Origin of the sequence: Streptomyces sp. NPDC018947 (assembly GCF_044390505.1) — a bacterium.
In the GTDB taxonomy this organism is placed as follows: Bacteria; Actinomycetota; Actinomycetes; order Streptomycetales; family Streptomycetaceae; genus Streptomyces.
The window spans coordinates 1-14,703 of sequence record NZ_JBIRZD010000017.1; the positions used below are offsets into that span (position 1 = coordinate 1).

General features: G+C 74.3%; 17 protein-coding genes. 9 read left to right on the forward strand and 8 right to left on the reverse strand.

The window, feature by feature from the left end:
* Positions 1 to 390, forward strand: a 390-nt coding sequence (locus ACH499_RS27980) for a lactate utilisation protein LutB domain-containing protein (protein WP_399019154.1), incomplete at its 5' end; no start/stop codon positions are given.
* The gene (locus ACH499_RS27985; protein ID WP_399019156.1) at positions 387 to 1,031 is read left to right on the forward strand and encodes a lactate utilization protein C; all 645 of its coding nucleotides are present in this window, start codon (positions 387 to 389) and stop codon (positions 1,029 to 1,031) included. The genes ACH499_RS27980 and ACH499_RS27985, both read left to right, overlap by 4 nt.
* A gap of 21 nt (positions 1,032 to 1,052) precedes the next feature.
* Here ACH499_RS27985 and ACH499_RS27990 read toward each other — a convergent pair whose 3' ends face one another.
* The 3 genes from ACH499_RS27990 to ACH499_RS28000 all read right to left on the reverse strand — a co-directional run bounded on the left by ACH499_RS27990 (position 1,053) and on the right by ACH499_RS28000 (position 3,703).
* A complete protein-coding gene (locus ACH499_RS27990; protein WP_356205043.1) occupies positions 1,053 to 1,697 on the reverse strand; it encodes a DUF6461 domain-containing protein in 645 nt (214 codons plus the stop codon).
* Between the two features lie 590 nt (positions 1,698 to 2,287).
* The gene (locus ACH499_RS27995; RefSeq protein ID WP_356205045.1) at positions 2,288 to 2,647 is read right to left on the reverse strand and encodes a cupin domain-containing protein; all 360 of its coding nucleotides are present in this window, start codon (positions 2,645 to 2,647) and stop codon (positions 2,288 to 2,290) included.
* A gap of 78 nt (positions 2,648 to 2,725) precedes the next feature.
* The gene (locus ACH499_RS28000) at positions 2,726 to 3,703 is read right to left on the reverse strand and encodes a pyridoxal-phosphate dependent enzyme (RefSeq protein WP_399019159.1); all 978 of its coding nucleotides are present in this window, start codon (positions 3,701 to 3,703) and stop codon (positions 2,726 to 2,728) included.
* Positions 3,704 to 3,828: 125 nt separating this feature from the next.
* Here ACH499_RS28000 and ACH499_RS28005 point away from each other — a divergent pair, with 125 nt between their 5' ends.
* From ACH499_RS28005 to ACH499_RS28020, 4 genes are all read left to right on the forward strand, one after another.
* Positions 3,829 to 4,293, forward strand: coding sequence for a GntR family transcriptional regulator (locus tag ACH499_RS28005; RefSeq protein ID WP_356205049.1), 465 nt, complete (start codon positions 3,829 to 3,831; stop codon positions 4,291 to 4,293).
* Complete coding sequence (locus ACH499_RS28010; protein WP_399019162.1) at positions 4,290 to 5,189, forward strand: ATP-binding cassette domain-containing protein; 900 nt, start codon at positions 4,290 to 4,292, stop codon at positions 5,187 to 5,189. The genes ACH499_RS28005 and ACH499_RS28010 overlap by 4 nt, the downstream gene beginning before the upstream one ends.
* The gene (locus ACH499_RS28015) at positions 5,186 to 6,142 is read left to right on the forward strand and encodes a transporter (protein ID WP_356205051.1); all 957 of its coding nucleotides are present in this window, start codon (positions 5,186 to 5,188) and stop codon (positions 6,140 to 6,142) included. The genes ACH499_RS28010 and ACH499_RS28015 overlap by 4 nt, the downstream gene beginning before the upstream one ends.
* Before the next feature lie 65 nt (positions 6,143 to 6,207).
* On the forward strand, positions 6,208 to 7,008 hold the full coding sequence (locus ACH499_RS28020; RefSeq protein ID WP_356205053.1) for a class I SAM-dependent methyltransferase: 801 nt from the start codon (positions 6,208 to 6,210) through the stop codon (positions 7,006 to 7,008).
* 42 nt (positions 7,009 to 7,050) lie between these two features.
* Here ACH499_RS28020 and ACH499_RS28025 read toward each other — a convergent pair whose 3' ends face one another.
* A complete protein-coding gene (locus ACH499_RS28025) occupies positions 7,051 to 7,356 on the reverse strand; it encodes a hypothetical protein (protein ID WP_399019164.1) in 306 nt (101 codons plus the stop codon).
* Between the two features lie 326 nt (positions 7,357 to 7,682).
* Between ACH499_RS28025 and ACH499_RS28030 the strand changes: the two genes are divergently transcribed.
* Positions 7,683 to 9,344 (forward strand): alkaline phosphatase D family protein, encoded by a 1,662-nt coding sequence (locus ACH499_RS28030; protein ID WP_399019166.1) that lies wholly within the window; start codon positions 7,683 to 7,685, stop codon positions 9,342 to 9,344.
* Positions 9,345 to 9,534: 190 nt separating this feature from the next.
* Complete coding sequence (locus ACH499_RS28035; protein ID WP_399019168.1) at positions 9,535 to 10,911, forward strand: carbohydrate-binding protein; 1,377 nt, start codon at positions 9,535 to 9,537, stop codon at positions 10,909 to 10,911.
* A 54-nt stretch (positions 10,912 to 10,965) separates the two neighbouring features.
* Here the strand turns inward: ACH499_RS28035 and ACH499_RS28040 are convergent, their stop codons facing one another.
* Both ACH499_RS28040 and ACH499_RS28045 read right to left on the reverse strand, forming a co-directional pair.
* Positions 10,966 to 11,622, reverse strand: coding sequence for an SAM-dependent methyltransferase (locus ACH499_RS28040; protein ID WP_399019170.1), 657 nt, complete (start codon positions 11,620 to 11,622; stop codon positions 10,966 to 10,968).
* 135 nt (positions 11,623 to 11,757) lie between these two features.
* Positions 11,758 to 12,744: a mechanosensitive ion channel family protein gene (locus ACH499_RS28045; RefSeq protein WP_356205063.1), complete on the reverse strand. Its 987-nt coding sequence runs from the start codon at positions 12,742 to 12,744 to the stop codon at positions 11,758 to 11,760.
* Between the two features lie 229 nt (positions 12,745 to 12,973).
* On the opposite strand from ACH499_RS28045, the gene ACH499_RS28050 reads away from it, so the two are divergent.
* Complete coding sequence (locus ACH499_RS28050) at positions 12,974 to 13,186, forward strand: hypothetical protein (protein ID WP_399019173.1); 213 nt, start codon at positions 12,974 to 12,976, stop codon at positions 13,184 to 13,186.
* On the opposite strand, the gene ACH499_RS28055 is transcribed toward ACH499_RS28050, so the two are convergent.
* Both ACH499_RS28055 and ACH499_RS28060 read right to left on the reverse strand, forming a co-directional pair.
* Positions 13,163 to 14,035 carry a cytochrome c oxidase assembly protein gene (locus tag ACH499_RS28055; RefSeq protein WP_399019175.1) on the reverse strand — a complete coding sequence of 291 codons (873 nt, stop codon included), beginning with the start codon at positions 14,033 to 14,035 and terminating at the stop codon, positions 13,163 to 13,165. The genes ACH499_RS28050 and ACH499_RS28055 overlap by 24 nt on opposite strands.
* Entirely contained in the window at positions 14,035 to 14,583 is a 549-nt protein-coding gene (locus tag ACH499_RS28060) for a DUF2243 domain-containing protein (protein WP_399019177.1), read from the reverse strand. The genes ACH499_RS28055 and ACH499_RS28060 overlap by 1 nt, the downstream gene beginning before the upstream one ends.
* Positions 14,584 to 14,703: the final 120 nt, after the last annotated feature.

Below are 14,703 nucleotides of genomic sequence, written 5' to 3' on the forward strand. Positions count from 1 at the left end.
GCCTCCCTGCCCTACGCGTCGTCCCTGTGCGGCGCCTGCTACGAGGTCTGCCCCGTCGCCATCGACATCCCCGAAGTCCTCGTACACCTGCGGGAACGGGTCGTCCAGGGCGGGCCGGCCGTCCGGGAGGGCAACCGGGTCGTCCTCAGACCGGCGAAGGGCCATGCCGCCGAGCGGGCGGCGATGCGGGCGGCGCGGTGGGCGTTCACGCACCCGGGGGCGCTGCGGACCGGGCAGCGCGCGGCGTCGCGGACCCGCCGTCTGCATCCGCGCACCCTGCCGGGCCCTGGCCGGGCGTGGAGCGGCAGCCGGGATCTGCCCGAGGTGCCCGCCGAACCGTTCCGGGACTGGTGGCGGCGCACGCGTGGTGGAGAGGACGGGAGCAAGTGAGCAGCAGGGAACGCATCCTGGGACGGGTACGGCGCGCCCTCGCGGACGTGCCGCGCGACGACAGCCCGTACGAACGGGCGGTCGTCCGGGACTACGCGCTTCGGCACGGGGACCGGACGCCCGCGGAGACGGTGGACCTGCTCGCCGAGAACCTGGCGGACTACCGGGCTGTCGTGCACCGGGCGACCTTCGGCGAACTGCCGCCGCTCATCGCGCGGTTGCTCGCGGAGCACGGCTCGCGGCAGGTGCTCGTGCCGTCGGGGCTGCCGGCTGAGTGGATGTCGGCCGCCGACGTGACCCGTGTCGGCGACCGGGCCGAGAGCACCCCGTACGAACTCGACCGGGTGGAGAGCGTGGTCACGGGCTGCGCCGTCGCCATCGCCGAGACCGGCACCCTCGTCCTGGACGGTTCGCCCGACCAGGGCCGCCGCCGTATCACGCTCGTCCCGGACCACCACATCTGCGTCGTCCGGGTCCCCGGCCAGGTGGCCGCCTCCGTCCCCCAGGCCCTCGGACGCCTGGATCCGGCACGCCCGTTGACGTGGATCTCCGGTCCGTCGGCGACCAGCGACATCGAACTGGACCGGGTCGAGGGGGTGCACGGCCCGCGCACCCTGGAGGTGGTGCTGCTGACCGGGTGAGCGCGCCGTCGGCCCGGCCGGTCACCCGGTCCTGAGGACGACGGCGGGCAGCGTGTCCTCCAGGATCTCCCGGCGGGGCAGCGACAGTTCGAACAGACCCTCCAGGACCTCCAGTGACGTGCGGTGCGCCGTGCGCCGGTCCAGGCCGTCGCCGGGCAGCCCCGCGGCCTTCAGCACCGCCTCGACCCGGGGCGCGACCGCCGGGTCCCCGGTGACCTCGCCGTCGCCCCAGGAGCGGTCCAGGTAGAGGTTGAACACACACATCGGACGGCCGTCGTGCGTGTACGCGAAGCGGGGCGGCACCGGCTTGCCGTTCTCCTCCTCGTACTCGAGGTGGAAGATGTGGGCGCCGCCTCGCGACAGGGGCGGCTGGTCGCCGAACACCCCGTACCAGCCGCCGTACTTGACGGCGAAGGACCACTCTCCGACCTCCCCGTGCCGCAGGGCGAGGCCGTCGCGCGCCTCCCCGTAGAAGCCCTCCAGCACGTCGTGGAGCTGGGTGCCGGTCAGTTCCCCGAGGGAGTGCGCGCCGCGCCGGGGTCCTCGCGCGGTCCGGGTGATCCGCGCGACCAGTTCCTCCGAGGCGAGTTCGCGCGACATCACCACGCTGTAGCCGCCGTGGGCGAGGGACGCGGGTGCCGAGAGCCAGGCTATTCCGTCGGTCATGGCGGTCATCGTGTCGTACGACGTGCCCGGATGTCACCGAGGTCACCCCCGAACCGGGCTCCGCGCCCCGTGTGCGGGGCGGGCCGGCTCCGTGGCGTCGGGGGAGTCAGCGCACGGGACGCACGCCGCGCGGAGGGTGAGGACGATGTCCGGCACCGGCGTACGAAACGGCCATGGCCCCGGCCCCGTCCCGAGGCGCCGCGGCCGGCCGCGTCACCGGGCGCGGGGACGGACTTCCGCGCTGTGGGTTCGGGCAGCGGCGGCGGGCGGGGCGACGCCCGGACAGGCGCGCGCCGTGGTCGGTACCGAGGCCGTGCTCCGCCACGGGGCCGGTGTGGGCACGGCAGCCGCGCCCGCGGGCATCGTGCCGTTCACCGTCGTGGGCAGGTGCTGCCGGACCAGGTCCCGGCACCCCTGCACACGGGTCGCCATGACGGCGCGTGGTCGCGGGCGGTCGTGCCGGCCGTGTGACGCGGCGACGGGCACAGGTGCCGGGCGGCGGTCCGCCGGGCGTCCCCGGCACCGCTTCCGCGTACGGCGGCGGCACCGCGCGCGGCTCGGAAGCGCGGGCGCCGCCGCCGTGTCCCCGCTCAGCCGGACTTGGCGTACTCCTGGGCCATGCCGCCCGCGAAGTCGTACAGCACGCACTGCTCGTCGCTCACGACCCAGGCGTCGTGCCCGGGCGAGCAGACGAACACGTCACCGGGGCCCACCTCGCGCTCGGCGCCGTCGTCCATGCGGACGCGCATGCGGCCCTTCACGACGTAGCCGTTGTGGTGGATCTGGCAGCTCTCCGTGCCCGCGATGGGGCCGACGGACTCCGACCAGCGCCAGCCCGGTTCGAAGGTGGCCACCGCGAAGTCGAGCCCCTCCAGGTGCACGGCCTCGATGTGCCCGCGCGGGAAATCGCGCCGCTCGTCCGGCTTGTCGAGCGTCTTGACGTCCAGCATGACGCTCCTCCTTTCCCTGGCCCACCACTCCATCGTCCGCCTGACAAGTCGGGACCGCCATCCGGGGGACGGCCGGGGTCAGCCGCCGGTGCCGCACAGCCGCGCGAACCGTTCGGCGTCCACATTGCCGCCGGACAGGATCGCGCCGATCCGGCCGCTCAGCGGGCCGGCCCGGCCGGTGAGCAGGGCGGCCAGCGGGGTGGCACCGCTCGGCTCCAGCACGATCCTCAGCCGCTCGAACGCGAACCGCATCGCCTCCCGGATCTCGTCGTCGGAGACCAGCACGATCCCGTCGACCAGCCGCCGGTTGAGGGAGAACGTCAGCTCGCCCGGTGTGTGCAGGGCCTGGCCGTCGGCGATGGTGCGCGGCACGGGGACGGAGACCCGGCGGCCCGCCTCCAGGGAACGCTTGGTGTCGTCCCCGGCCTCCGGTTCGACGCCGATGACGCGGGTGCCGGCGTGCAGACCCTTGACCGCGATGGCGCTTCCGGCGATCAGCCCGCCGCCGCCGACCGGGGCGATCAGGGTGTCCGGTCCGCCCGTCTCCTCGACGAGTTCGAGGGCGGCGGTGCCCTGCCCGGCGATGACGTGGGGGTGCTCGTAGGGCGGGATCAGGGTGAGGCCGCGTTCGGCGGCCAGGGCCTCGGCGAGGGCGACGCGGTCGCCGGTGTAGCGGTCGTAGGTGACGATCTCGGCGCCGTAGCCGGCCGCGGCGGCGCGCTTGGACGGCGGGGCGTCCTCCGGCATCACGATCACGGCGGTGGTGCCCAGCTCCCGGGCGGCGAGGGCGACGGCCTGGGCGTGGTTGCCGGACGAGTAGGCGGCGATGCCCCGGGACAGTTCCTCGCGGCTGAGCCGGGAGGCCGCGTTGTAGGCGCCGCGGAACTTGAAGGCGCCCACGCGCTGGAAGTTCTCGCACTTGAGGAAGACCTCGGCGCCGGCGAGGGCGTCCAGGGTGCGCGAGCGCAGCACGGGGGTGCGGTGCGCGACACCGTCGAGGCGGGCGGCGGCGGAACGGACGTCGTCGAGGGTGACTGGTGGGGTGGTGGTCGTCACGCGTGTCCTCCAGCGGGCTCGGTTGCCGGGCGGCCTCGGTGCGGGCCTGCGAGAAGTGTGCAGTGCCCCGCGTTTGACATCCCCTCCTCCCCTCTCCATGCTTCTACTAATGAATTAATGAAAGCATGGAAGGTGACGTGGTCGAGTACCGGATCGATCGACAGAGCGGCATCCCGGCCTACGTGCAGATCGTGCGGCAGACCGAGCAGGCGCTCCGGATGGGCGTGCTGCGGGTCGGGGACAAGCTCCCCACGGCCCGGGAGGTCGTCGCCGCCACCGCGATCAACCCCAACACCGTCTTCCGGGCCTACCGGGACCTGGAGCAGGCCGGCCTGGTCAAGTCCCGGCGCGGGCTCGGGACCTTCGTGACGCGGTCGCTGGCGCGGCCCGGCGCGGAGGACGACTCGCCGCTGCGCGCCGAACTGACCGAGTGGGTCGCACGGGCCCGGTCGGCGGGGCTGGACCGCGACGACGTGCTGGCACTGGTCACGGCGGCCCTGGACGGGCACGAACACACGCACGAGCACGAGCAGGAACAGCGACACGAGCACGACCCGGACGACCGGGGACGGAAACAGGAGGACGCATGACCGGGCCCGACGAGCCCGCCGCGCTGAGCGCCAGGAACCTCGGCCACCGCTACCGGGCCCGCGGCGGCTGGGCCCTGCGGGACTGCGCGTTCACGGTGCCCCGCGGCCGCATCACCGCCCTGGTCGGGCGCAACGGCGCGGGCAAGAGCACGCTGCTGCACCTGGCCGGGGGGCTGCTGCGCCCCACCCTGGGCGCGATCCGGGTGCTGGACACCGTCCCGGACACGGCCGGGGCGCGCGCCCGGGTCGCGCTGGTCACCCAGGACAAGCCGCTCTACCCCCGCTTCACCGTGGCCGACACGCTGCTCATGGGCGGCAGGCTCAACTCCGTGTGGGACCACGCGGTGGCCGAGCGGGTCGTGCGCGAGGGCGGCATCGCGCCGACGGCGCGCGTGGGCGAGCTGTCGCCCGGTCAGCGCACCCGCGTGGCCCTCGCGCTGGCCCTCGGCAAGCGGCCCGAACTGCTGCTGCTGGACGAGCCGCTCGCCGACCTCGACCCCGTGGTGCGCGGCGAGATCATGGCGGCGCTGATGTCCGAGGCGGCCGAGCGCGAGGTGAGCATCGTGCTGTCCTCGCACGTCCTGCCCGACCTGGAGCAGACCTGCGACTGGGTGGTGCTGCTGCGCGGCGGACGGGTCGCGCTCAGCGAGGACGCCGACGCGCTGCACGAGGAACACGCCCTGGTGACCGGGCACGTCGACGAGGAGCCCGCGCTGGAGGGGCACACCGTGGTGCACCGCCGGACGCACGGGCGTCAGCTCACCGCGCTGGTCCGCAGGCGGGGCCCGGTCGGCGGTGCCTGGCACGTCGAGCGGCCCACCCTGGAGGAGATCCTGCTGGGCCACCTGCGCGCGAGCGCCGAGAGCCCGGCCGGCGACACGGAGGAGGCGGCGTGAACGGCTCGTTGTGGCTGGCCTGGCGCCAGCAGCGGGCACTGGTCGTGTGCGGGGCCGCCGTCCTGGTGGCCGCCGCCTTGCTGGCCGCGTACTTCCGCTCGGGCATGCTCGACGACCTGCGCAGCGGGATGTTCGACCACTGCGGCCCCGGACCGCTGTACTGCACCGGGCCGGAGGACGGCCTCCCCCGGTTCCTGGACATCGAGCCGCTCAAGCTCCTCGGGGCGCTGAACATCGCCCTGCCCGTGCTGATCGGCATGTTCTGGGGCGCGCCGCTGCTGGGCCGGGACCGGGAACTGGGCACGCACCGGCTGGTGCTGTCGCAGGGGGTGAGCCGGGCGCAGTGGTTCGTCACCCGGTTCGCGCTGGCCGCGGTGTGCACCGTGGCGCTCTCCGGCGCGCTCGCGCTGCTGTTCCGCTGGTGGTGGGAGCCGGCCGCCAACCGCGGCTACGGCCTGTTCTGGTACGAGGCCACCGCCCTGACCGGCTCCGGTCCGAGCGCGGTCGCCGCCGCGCTGTTCGGCCTGGCCGCGGGCACCCTGGCCGGACTGCTGGCCCGCCGGGTGCTGTCCGCGATGGCGTGGACGCTGCTGATCACGTCGGCGGTGGCGGTCCTGGTGCAGTGGACGCACCGCGCCCGGCTGCTGGTGCCGCCCGAGCGGTACGTCAGCCAGGGGTGGCGGCCCAAACCGCCCATGGGCGACAAGTGGTCCACCGGTCACTACGGCCTGATCACCGCCTCGGGGCGCCGGGAGGACGTACTGAACTGCCCCTACCCCTCCGGAGGGGAGCTGCGGTCCTGCATGGCGGAGCACGGTTACGCCGCCCGCTACTACGAAGCCAATCCGGCCGGTGACTACTGGGTGTTCCAGTGGATCGACACGGCTCTGCTCGGCACACTGGCCCTGGCACTCACCGTCGCCGTGGTCCTGCTGCTGCGCCGCCGGGTCTGACCCCCCGTCGGCGCCCCTTCCCCCGTTCCCTCTCCCCCGTTTCCTCGCACGGAGGTCGATCCGTCATGCCCAAGGACGCCAAGTCCCCGAAGAAACTGCGCAGCAACCGCGCCGCGCTCACCCACAAGGTGGGCTACGCGCTGCGCCACCCCGAGCGCGTCGCGCCCTACGTCCGCCGGGCCGGCCGGGACGCCTGGCTGCGGCTGAAGCACCCCGACCACGTCGGCTACTACCGGGCGGTGATGGCCTCGGACACCCGCCGCAACCCCGAGGCCGCGGTGGGCAGCCGAACGCACGACCGCTGGCTGGCGCTCGGGCAGATGCAGTTCGACTACCTGGTCGAGCACGGGCTGCGTCCCGGGCACCGCATGCTCGACATCGGCTGCGGCAACCTGCGCGGCGGCTGGCGCTTCATCGACCACCTCGACACCGGCGACTACTACGGCATCGACATCTCGCCGGACATCCTCATCGCCGCCAAGAAGACGCTGACCGAGCGGGGGCTCCAGGCCAAGCTGCCCCATCTGACCATCACCGGCAACCTGACGCTGGACTTCCTGCCCGACGACCACTTCGACGTCGTCCACGCGCACAGCGTCTTCTCCCACTCTCCGCTCAGCGTCATCGAGGAGTGCCTCGCGCACGTCGGGCGGGTGCTGACGGACACCGGGTTCTTCGACTTCACCTTCGACCGCACGGAGGGTGCCGAACACCAGGTGCTCCGCGAGGACTTCTACTACCGCACCGAGACCCTCCTCGCGCTCGCCCGCCGGCACGGACTGCACGCGCGGTTCATGGAGGACTGGGAGAAGCGGCCGCACGGCCAGTCGAAGATCCGCGTCAGCCGCTCGCCGCTGCCCGCCTAGGCGGACGCTCCCACGGCCGTGGGCCGGGCCGCACGGTCCCGCCTACGGCCGCGGATTCGTGCGCCGCCACGCCGGACGGGCGTCCGCGCCCCGGCGGCCCGCCACGGCGGAGCAGCGGGGGCAGACCCTGCGTACGGCGTCGGCCGCGCCGCCGGACTCGGGCAGCACGTCGGCCCAGGCGACGGCCGGGAAGCGGGCGAGCCGCGAGCGGTGGAGGGAGAGCCCGCAGACGGTCTGGTTCGTGCCCTGCTCCCAGGCGTGCACCTCGCCGGCCGGCAGCCGGCGGTTGTCCTCCTCGTCCCACCAGCTCCCGGAGGCCGCCACCTCGTAGCGCCGTGTCCTGGCCATCGGCTCCGCCCGCCGCCTTCCCGATGCCGCGTCGCGTTCGTCCCCGCTCCGGGTGCCCGGGGCGGCGGCCGGTCACACCCGCGTACCGCCTCCTGTGTGATCACTCCCGCACGTCCCGGCCGTTTCGGGCGTTCCGTCTGCATAGCATGCGGGGTCCGCGCATCGCGGGCCGGCGTCACCGCGCGACGGGGCCCGGGCGTGGACCGCGCGCATCGGTGCCTCCGCGCGCGAGTCCCCGTACCGGCGTGCGGGGGGCGACCGCCCGGGCCCCCCGCCCGTGCCGTACCCGCCCCCGGACCGCCCGCCCCGTACGAGAGGACCACCAGATGGCGCCCACGGGCCGTCACCGCGCTCTGGCCGAGCACGCCTTCTCCCCGCACGACGCCGTGATGGGCGCCGCCGCCCGGCACCCGGGCCGCCGGCGCTTCCTCACGGTCACCGCGGCCGCAGCCGCGCTCGCCTTCTCCACCAACCTGCCGGCCCGCGGCGCGGTCGCCGCCCCCGAACGCGGCGCCCGTATCCGCAAGGACCCGTTCACCCTCGGCGTCGCCTCCGGAGACCCCCTGCCCGACTCCGTGCTGCTGTGGACCCGGCTGGCGCCCGAACCGTTCGCGGAGGACGGCGGGATGGGCACCGAACGGGTCACGGTCGAGTGGGAGATGGCCCTGGACGAGCACTTCGCGGCCGTCGTGTCCCGCGGCACCGCCGACGCCCACGCCGAGTACGCGCACAGCGTCCACGCCGACGTCAGGGGCCTCACCCCGGACACCGTGTACCACTACCGCTTCCGGGCCGGGGCGTGGATCAGCCCGACGGGCCGCACCCGCACCGCTCCCTCGGCGCGTAGCGGCACGTCCTCCCTGAGACTGGCCGCCGTCGCCTGCCAGGCCTACCAGGACGGCTACTACACGGTCCTGCGGCACGTCGCCGAGGACGACGTCGACGTGGTCTTCCACCTCGGCGACTACCTGTACGAGTACGCCGTCGACCCGGCGGGCGGGGAGCGGCGTTACCCCTCCGGCACGCTGCCCGGCGTGTTCAACCGGGAGACGATGACCCTCGCCGACTACCGGCTGCGCTACTCCCTCTACAAGAGCGACGAGGACCTCCGGGCCGCGCACGCCGCGCACCCCTTCGTCGTCACCTGGGACGACCACGAGACGGAGAACAACTACGCGGGCGCCGTCCCGGAGAACGACGTGCCGCCGGACGAGTTCCTGCTGCGCCGGGCCGCCGCCTTCCGCGCGTACTGGGAGAACCAGCCGCTGCGGGCCGCCCAGCTCCCCAAGGGCCCCGACGCCCGGCTCTACCGCCGGCTGCACTGGGGCACGCTCGCCCAGTTCGACGTGCTGGACACCCGGCAGTACCGCTCCGACCAGGCCTACGACGACCGTCCGCAGGCCCCCGGGCCCGAGTCCGACGATCCGTCGCGCACGCTCACCGGCGCCGCGCAGGAGAGGTGGCTGATCGACGGCTGGCGGAACTCGACGGCGCTGTGGAACGTCACGCCGCAACAGGTCTGCTTCTCGCAGCGCAGGTTCGACGTGACCGCGGACGCCGCCGTGTCCATGGACGCCTGGGACGGCTACCGCGCCTCCCGTGACCGGGTGATCGCCGGTGCCAAGTCGGCCGGGATCGACAACTGGCTGGTCCTGACCGGCGACGTCCACGTGGCCTACGCCTTCGACATCAAGGACGACTTCGACGACCCGCGGTCCGCCACCCTGGGCACGGAGGTCACCTGCACCTCGGTGGCCAGCGGCCGGGACGGCGCGGAGCGGCCCGCCACCTGGGACACCTACATGCGGGCCAATCCGCATCTGAGGTTCTACGACGGCAGGCGCGGCTACGTCCGGGTCGAACTCGGCCGCCGGGCGGCCCGTCTGGACTTCCGGACGGTCTCCGCGATCTCCACGCCCGGCGCTCCCGTCACCACGGCCGCGTCCTTCGTGACCGAGGCGGGCGTCCCGGGCCTGAAGCCCGCCTGATCCGCCGCCGGCCGGGGCGGGCGCGTACTGCACTTGCCGCCCGCCACGTCCCCCATCGCGCGAAAACGCCCCCGTGTGCCGCATCGCCGCGGGTCTTTGCGGCAAGGCCTGTGGCTCCGCGCGGTCGCACCGTCCCCACGGTCGCCCACTGTTCCGCGCTCTCGCACCGCCCTCGAAGGAGGCACATCGCATGGTCGGCAGACATGCCGCGCGCAGCCGCCGCGCCGCCCTGACCGCGCTCGGCGCCCTCGTCCTGACCTCACTGAACGCGGCCGCGTCGGCCGCCCCGCCGACCGTGCCGGGACCGCTGCCCGGCACCGCGCGGACGCCGGACGCCGCCCGGCCGCCGGCGCAGATGCTGCGCGCGATGGAACGCGACCTCGGACTGACGCCGCAGCAGGCGTCGGACCGGCTGGTCGAGGAGGCCGAGGCGGGCACCCGCGCCGGCCTGCTGCGCAACACGCTGGGCGACCGGTTCGCCGGGGCCTGGGTGAGCGGCGCGACCTCCGCCGAACTGACCGTCGCCACGACCGACGCCGCGGACACCGCCGCCATCGAGGCGCAGGGCGCGAGGGCGGCGGTCGTCACGAAGACGCTGGCCGAGCTGACCGCGGTCAAGCAGAAGCTGGACGCCGCCGCCGTCCGCACCGGGACCGGGAGGACGCCGGTCTGGTTCGTCGACGTGAAGACCAACCGGGTCGTCCTCCGGGCCACCGACGAGGCGGCCGCGGCGGACTTCGTGAAGGCGGCCGGAGTGGAGAGCGGGACCGTGGACGTCCGGGTCGTCGCCGAACGGCCGCGGGTGCTGAAGGACCTCGTCGGCGGCGACGCCTACTACATCGACGCCCAGGCCCGCTGCTCCATCGGCTTCTCCGTCACCAAGGGCGGGCAGCAGGGCTTCGCCACGGCCGGTCACTGCGGCGGCCCCGGGGCCACGACGACCGGCTCCGACCAGAGCGACCAGGGCACCGTGCAGGCCTCCACCTTCCCCGGCAAGGACATGGCGTGGGTGGGCGTCAACGCCGACTGGACCGCCACGCCCGACGTCACCGCACAGGACGGGCAGAAGATCCAGGTCACCGGCTCGGTGGAGGCGCTCGTCGGCGCGTCGGTGTGCCGTTCCGGTTCCACCACCGGCTGGCACTGCGGCACGGTACGGCAGCACGACACGAGCGTCAGCTACGCCGAGGGCACCGTCGACGGGCTGACCGAGACCACGGTGTGCGCCGAACCCGGCGACTCCGGCGGCCCGTTCGTCTCGGGCACCCAGGCGCAGGGCACCACGTCGGGCGGCACCGGTGACTGCACCGGCGGAGGCACCACGTACTACCAGCCGGTCAACCCGGTGCTGAGCGCCTTCGGCCTCACCCTGACGACCACGGCCTCCGAAGCCCTGACGCCCGGGCCGCAGGACAACGCGGCGGCGGACGCCTGGAGGGCGGGCCGGGTCTACGAGACCGGCGCCACGGTCTCCTACGCCGGGCAGCGCTACCGGTGCCTGCAGAACCACCAGGCGCAGGGCGCCAGGTCGCCGCAGAACACGCCGGCCCTCTGGCAGCGGGTCTGACGGCCGCCCGACCCACGGCCGCCCGTGAGGGTGCCGCCGGACGGCGTCGGGGGATCAGCGGCCTCCGCGGCTCCCCCGCGTCCGCCGCAGGCGCCAGACGTGGTCCTCGCGGAAGCCCTCGGCTCCGTCCGGCGAGGCGCTCGCACGGCGGACGGTCTCCTTGGTCTCCACAGTCCACTCACCGGCCGGGAGGGCGAGTTCGGCGAGGACCGACTCCAAGGTGGGGAAGACCGCGTCGAAGGGCGGCTCGGTCTGCCACGAGGGCCAGCCGGCGTGCAGGACGAGGAGCAGGGTGCCGCCGTCCGCGACGGCGCCCGCCGCCGCGCGCAGGACCACCGGCTGGTCGAGCGGCACCGGGGACTGGAGGTAGTGGGCGCTCACCAGGTCGAAGGAGCCCTCGGGGAAGGAGCGCCCCAGCTCGTGGCGTTCCCAGGTGACACGGTCGCCGACCCCGGCCTCGGCGGCGTGCGCGGCGGCCCGTTCGAGCGCGGTGGCGGAGATGTCCACGCCGGTGACCCGCCAGCCGCGGGCGGCCAGCCACACGGCGTCCGCGCCCTCGCCGCATCCCAGGTCCAACGCGGTCCCGGGCGTGAGGTGGCCGGCCTCACGGACGAGCAGTTCGTTGGGGCGGCCGCTCCAGACGCGGCCGGTGTCGCGGTAGCGGGCCTCCCAGAAGCCGGCGGCCGAGGCCGGTGCGGACGTGTCGCTCATGGGTGCCTCCCGAGGGGCGGACGGGGTCGTCTGCTCGGCGGGGCGCGCCCGATGCGCGGCCCCTCCAGGGTGCAGGCTGCACCGGCCCGGTCCCCGACGGCGAGCGACCTTGCCGAAACGGCAAACGCCTCGGCGTCAGCGCAGGGCGGCGGAGCCGGAGTCGGAGGCGTCGCCGCGCACCCACACGTTGCGCGCGAAGGGGATGTCGATGCCCGCCTCGTCCAGGGCGTCCTTGACCCGGCGGCGCAGTTCGCGGGTGACGCCCCACTGCTGGAGGGGCACGGTCCTGACCGCGACGCGCACCACGACCCCGTCGGGGTCCAGGGACTGCACGCCCCACACCGCGACGTCCTCCAGCAGCAGGTCCGTGAAGTCCGGGTCCTCGCGCAGCTTGCGGCCGGCGTCCTCCAGGACGCGGTAGACGGTGTCGAGGTTCGCGTCGTAGGTCACGGCGATGTCCAGGACGGCACGCGCCCACTCCTGGCTGTCGTTGCGGACCCGCATGATCTCGCCGTTGCGGATGTGCCACAGACCGCCGTTGAGGTCGCGCACGTGCGTCAGGCGCAGTCCGACGTGCTCCACCTCGCCGACGGCCTCCCCCAGGTCGACCGAGTCGCCGACGCCGTACTGGTCCTCGATCATGATGAGCAGGCCGGAGAGGTAGTCGGCCACCAGGCTCTGGGCGCCGAACCCGATCGCCAGGCCGACCACTCCGGCACTGGCCAGCAGCGGGCCGAGCGCGATGCCGACCTGGTCGAGGACCATCGCCACGCCGACCATGAACAGCACGATGGTCACGGCGCTGCTGAGCACCGAGCCGATGGTGCGGGCCCGTTGCTCGCGACGCTGCCTCGCACGGGACCGGTCCCGGTGCAGTACGGCCGGCCCCCGGCGCGGCCTGCTCCGCTCGGCCTCGCCCGCCGACGGTTCCAGCACGCGCTGCACGACCCGTGTGATGGCCCGCTTCGCGACGGCCCTCACCACCAGCAGGACCACGACGATGAGCGCGATGCGCAACGGAACCCCGACGAGGGCGGTGGTGTGGTCGCCCGCCCAGTCCGTCCACGAGGCCGCCAGAAGGGGGTCCGTGGGCGGGCCGGCGGGTGTCGTCGCGTGCGTCATCGCCTCAAGTGCTCCGTTCCTCGGCGCGTACGTCTCAGCCGTCGGGCCCGCCTACCCACGGGTCACCCGAACATGACACGAGAGCACGACGCGTCCGGATCATCCATTTCCCTCCCGTTTCGCGGCAACGGTCCGAAGGTCGCGCCATCTTCACGGAACCCGGACTCATCCCCGGACCGGCTCCGGGCATCCGGAAAGGCAGTCGCCCACTGCGAAGGGGACCATCGTCGTGGTTACCGTTGCCGTCCTGCTGCTGCCCGGACTCGGGCTGCTGCTCTTCTCCATGACATGGCTGGAGGACCGGCTCTTCAGGGACACGGAGCCCGCCCGGCACGCCCGGCGCCGCCATCTGCGGCTGATCCCCGGCGGCAGAGCCGGAGCGGGCCGCGGCACGGCGCCTGCCGGCCGGTCCTCGGCCTCAGCGGACCGGGACGCCGCCTGACTCCGGTACCCCCCGCGGGGCCCGGACCCGGGCGGCGCGCCTCTCGGGCCGCCAGGTGGACACCAGGGCGGCGGCGAGCAGCAGCTCGGCGATGTCACCGGCGTAGTACATGATCTCCGCGCCCTGTCTGACCTGGTCGACGGGCGCGTGGATGCGGACGAGGAATCCGCCGTACATCGCCTGGGCGATCAGGGCGTGGGCGGCGACGGCGATGCCGAGGTACACCAGCCGGGCCGGGACGCCGGGCCGCGCGGGCGCCGGGTCGGGGCCGGCGACGGCGTGCGCGAAGAGGCATCCGGACACCAGGAAGTGGGCGTTCATCAGCCAGTGACCGGCCGGATGGGCCATGGCCGTGTCGTAGAGCGGGGTGAAGTACAGCAGGCCGAGGGTCCCCGTGCTCAGGGCGAGCGCCGTGGCGGGGTGGGTGACCAGGCGTGCGGGACGGCTGTGCAGCAGCCCGGTCACCCGGCGGGCGTGCGCCGGCGGCAGGGTGCGCAGCAGCAGGGTGACCGGCGCCCCGAGGACCAGCAGCAGGGGCGCGTACATGCCGATGAGCATGTGCTGGGCCATGTGTCCCCGGAAGTCGGTGTGCGCGGCCGGCCCGATCGGGGGCAGCAGGGCGACGGCGAGCACCGCCAGTCCGCCGAGGAACGACGCCTGCCACCGGCCGTACCGGCTCCGGGCGGGGTTGCGGCGCCGGGCCCGGCGCACGGCGAGCAGGTAGCAGACGGCCGCGGCCAGGAGCGTCAGCACCAGCAGCGCGACGAGCGGTGCCGTCCCGGCGCCCGGCGCGGTGTCGCCGGCCGGGCCGTGGTGGTGCGGGGAGTGCGCGCCGTCCGCCGGGCCCATCAGGCGCGGCCCCCGGCCGCATCGGGGTCGAAGGGCCGGCTCCCGCGCCGCAGCAGGTGGCCGGCGGCCAGGAGCAGCACGCCGAGCACGAGGAACCCGGCGTCCCACCACGCCTGGTGGGGGCCGCCGTGGACGTGGTGAATGCCCAGGACCTGGTGATCGAGCAGGCCCTCGACCAGGTTGAACAGGCCCCAGCCGCTGAGGACCCAGCCCCACAGCACCCTCGACCGCCACACCGCGCGCCGGCCGTGGGTGACCCGGGCGTGGAGCAGGGCGAGGCCCAGCAGGACGGAGATCCAGCACACCGTGTGGAAGACGCCGTCCCACACGGTGTTCATCTCCAGACCGGAGACGGTGCCCGGGTCGTAGTACGTGACCCCGATGCGGTCGTGATCGGTGCTGGTGAGCATGTGGTGCCACTGCAGGAGCTGGTGGAGCAGGATGCCGTCGACGAAGCCGCCGAGCCCGACCCCGAGGAGGATGCCGGGCAGCCGGATGCTGTGCGGTCGCGTCGTGGCCGCGCGGGTCTCGCCCGTCGTGGTGGCCATGCCCGGTCTCCGTTCCGTCTGGGGTGCGCGCGGACCTTCCGGGACACGGTTTCCCCGCCCGACGGGTCCATGTCACGGTCCGGCGGGAACCGGCCCGCGTTTTCCACCGCTCGGGTGACG

What these genes read in the sequence shown, in the direction of transcription:
- ACH499_RS28040 (WP_399019170.1), bottom strand. Translation starts at nt 11,622, where the DNA reads ATGAGCGACACGTCCGCACCGGCCTCGGCCGCCGGCTTCTGGGAGGCC.
- ACH499_RS28020 (WP_356205053.1), top strand. Translation starts at nt 6,208, where the DNA reads ATGCCCAAGGACGCCAAGTCCCCGAAGAAACTGCGCAGCAACCGCGCC.
- ACH499_RS28035 (WP_399019168.1), top strand. Translation starts at nt 9,535, where the DNA reads ATGGTCGGCAGACATGCCGCGCGCAGCCGCCGCGCCGCCCTGACCGCG.
- ACH499_RS28010 (WP_399019162.1), top strand. Translation starts at nt 4,290, where the DNA reads ATGACCGGGCCCGACGAGCCCGCCGCGCTGAGCGCCAGGAACCTCGGC.
- ACH499_RS28025 (WP_399019164.1), bottom strand. Translation starts at nt 7,356, where the DNA reads ATGGCCAGGACACGGCGCTACGAGGTGGCGGCCTCCGGGAGCTGGTGG.
- ACH499_RS28060 (WP_399019177.1), bottom strand. Translation starts at nt 14,583, where the DNA reads ATGGCCACCACGACGGGCGAGACCCGCGCGGCCACGACGCGACCGCAC.
- ACH499_RS28030 (WP_399019166.1), top strand. Translation starts at nt 7,683, where the DNA reads ATGGCGCCCACGGGCCGTCACCGCGCTCTGGCCGAGCACGCCTTCTCC.
- ACH499_RS28005 (WP_356205049.1), top strand. Translation starts at nt 3,829, where the DNA reads ATGGAAGGTGACGTGGTCGAGTACCGGATCGATCGACAGAGCGGCATC.
- ACH499_RS27990 (WP_356205043.1), bottom strand. Translation starts at nt 1,697, where the DNA reads ATGACCGACGGAATAGCCTGGCTCTCGGCACCCGCGTCCCTCGCCCAC.
- ACH499_RS28055 (WP_399019175.1), bottom strand. Translation starts at nt 14,035, where the DNA reads ATGGGCCCGGCGGACGGCGCGCACTCCCCGCACCACCACGGCCCGGCC.
- ACH499_RS27995 (WP_356205045.1), bottom strand. Translation starts at nt 2,647, where the DNA reads ATGCTGGACGTCAAGACGCTCGACAAGCCGGACGAGCGGCGCGATTTC.
- ACH499_RS28045 (WP_356205063.1), bottom strand. Translation starts at nt 12,744, where the DNA reads ATGACGCACGCGACGACACCCGCCGGCCCGCCCACGGACCCCCTTCTG.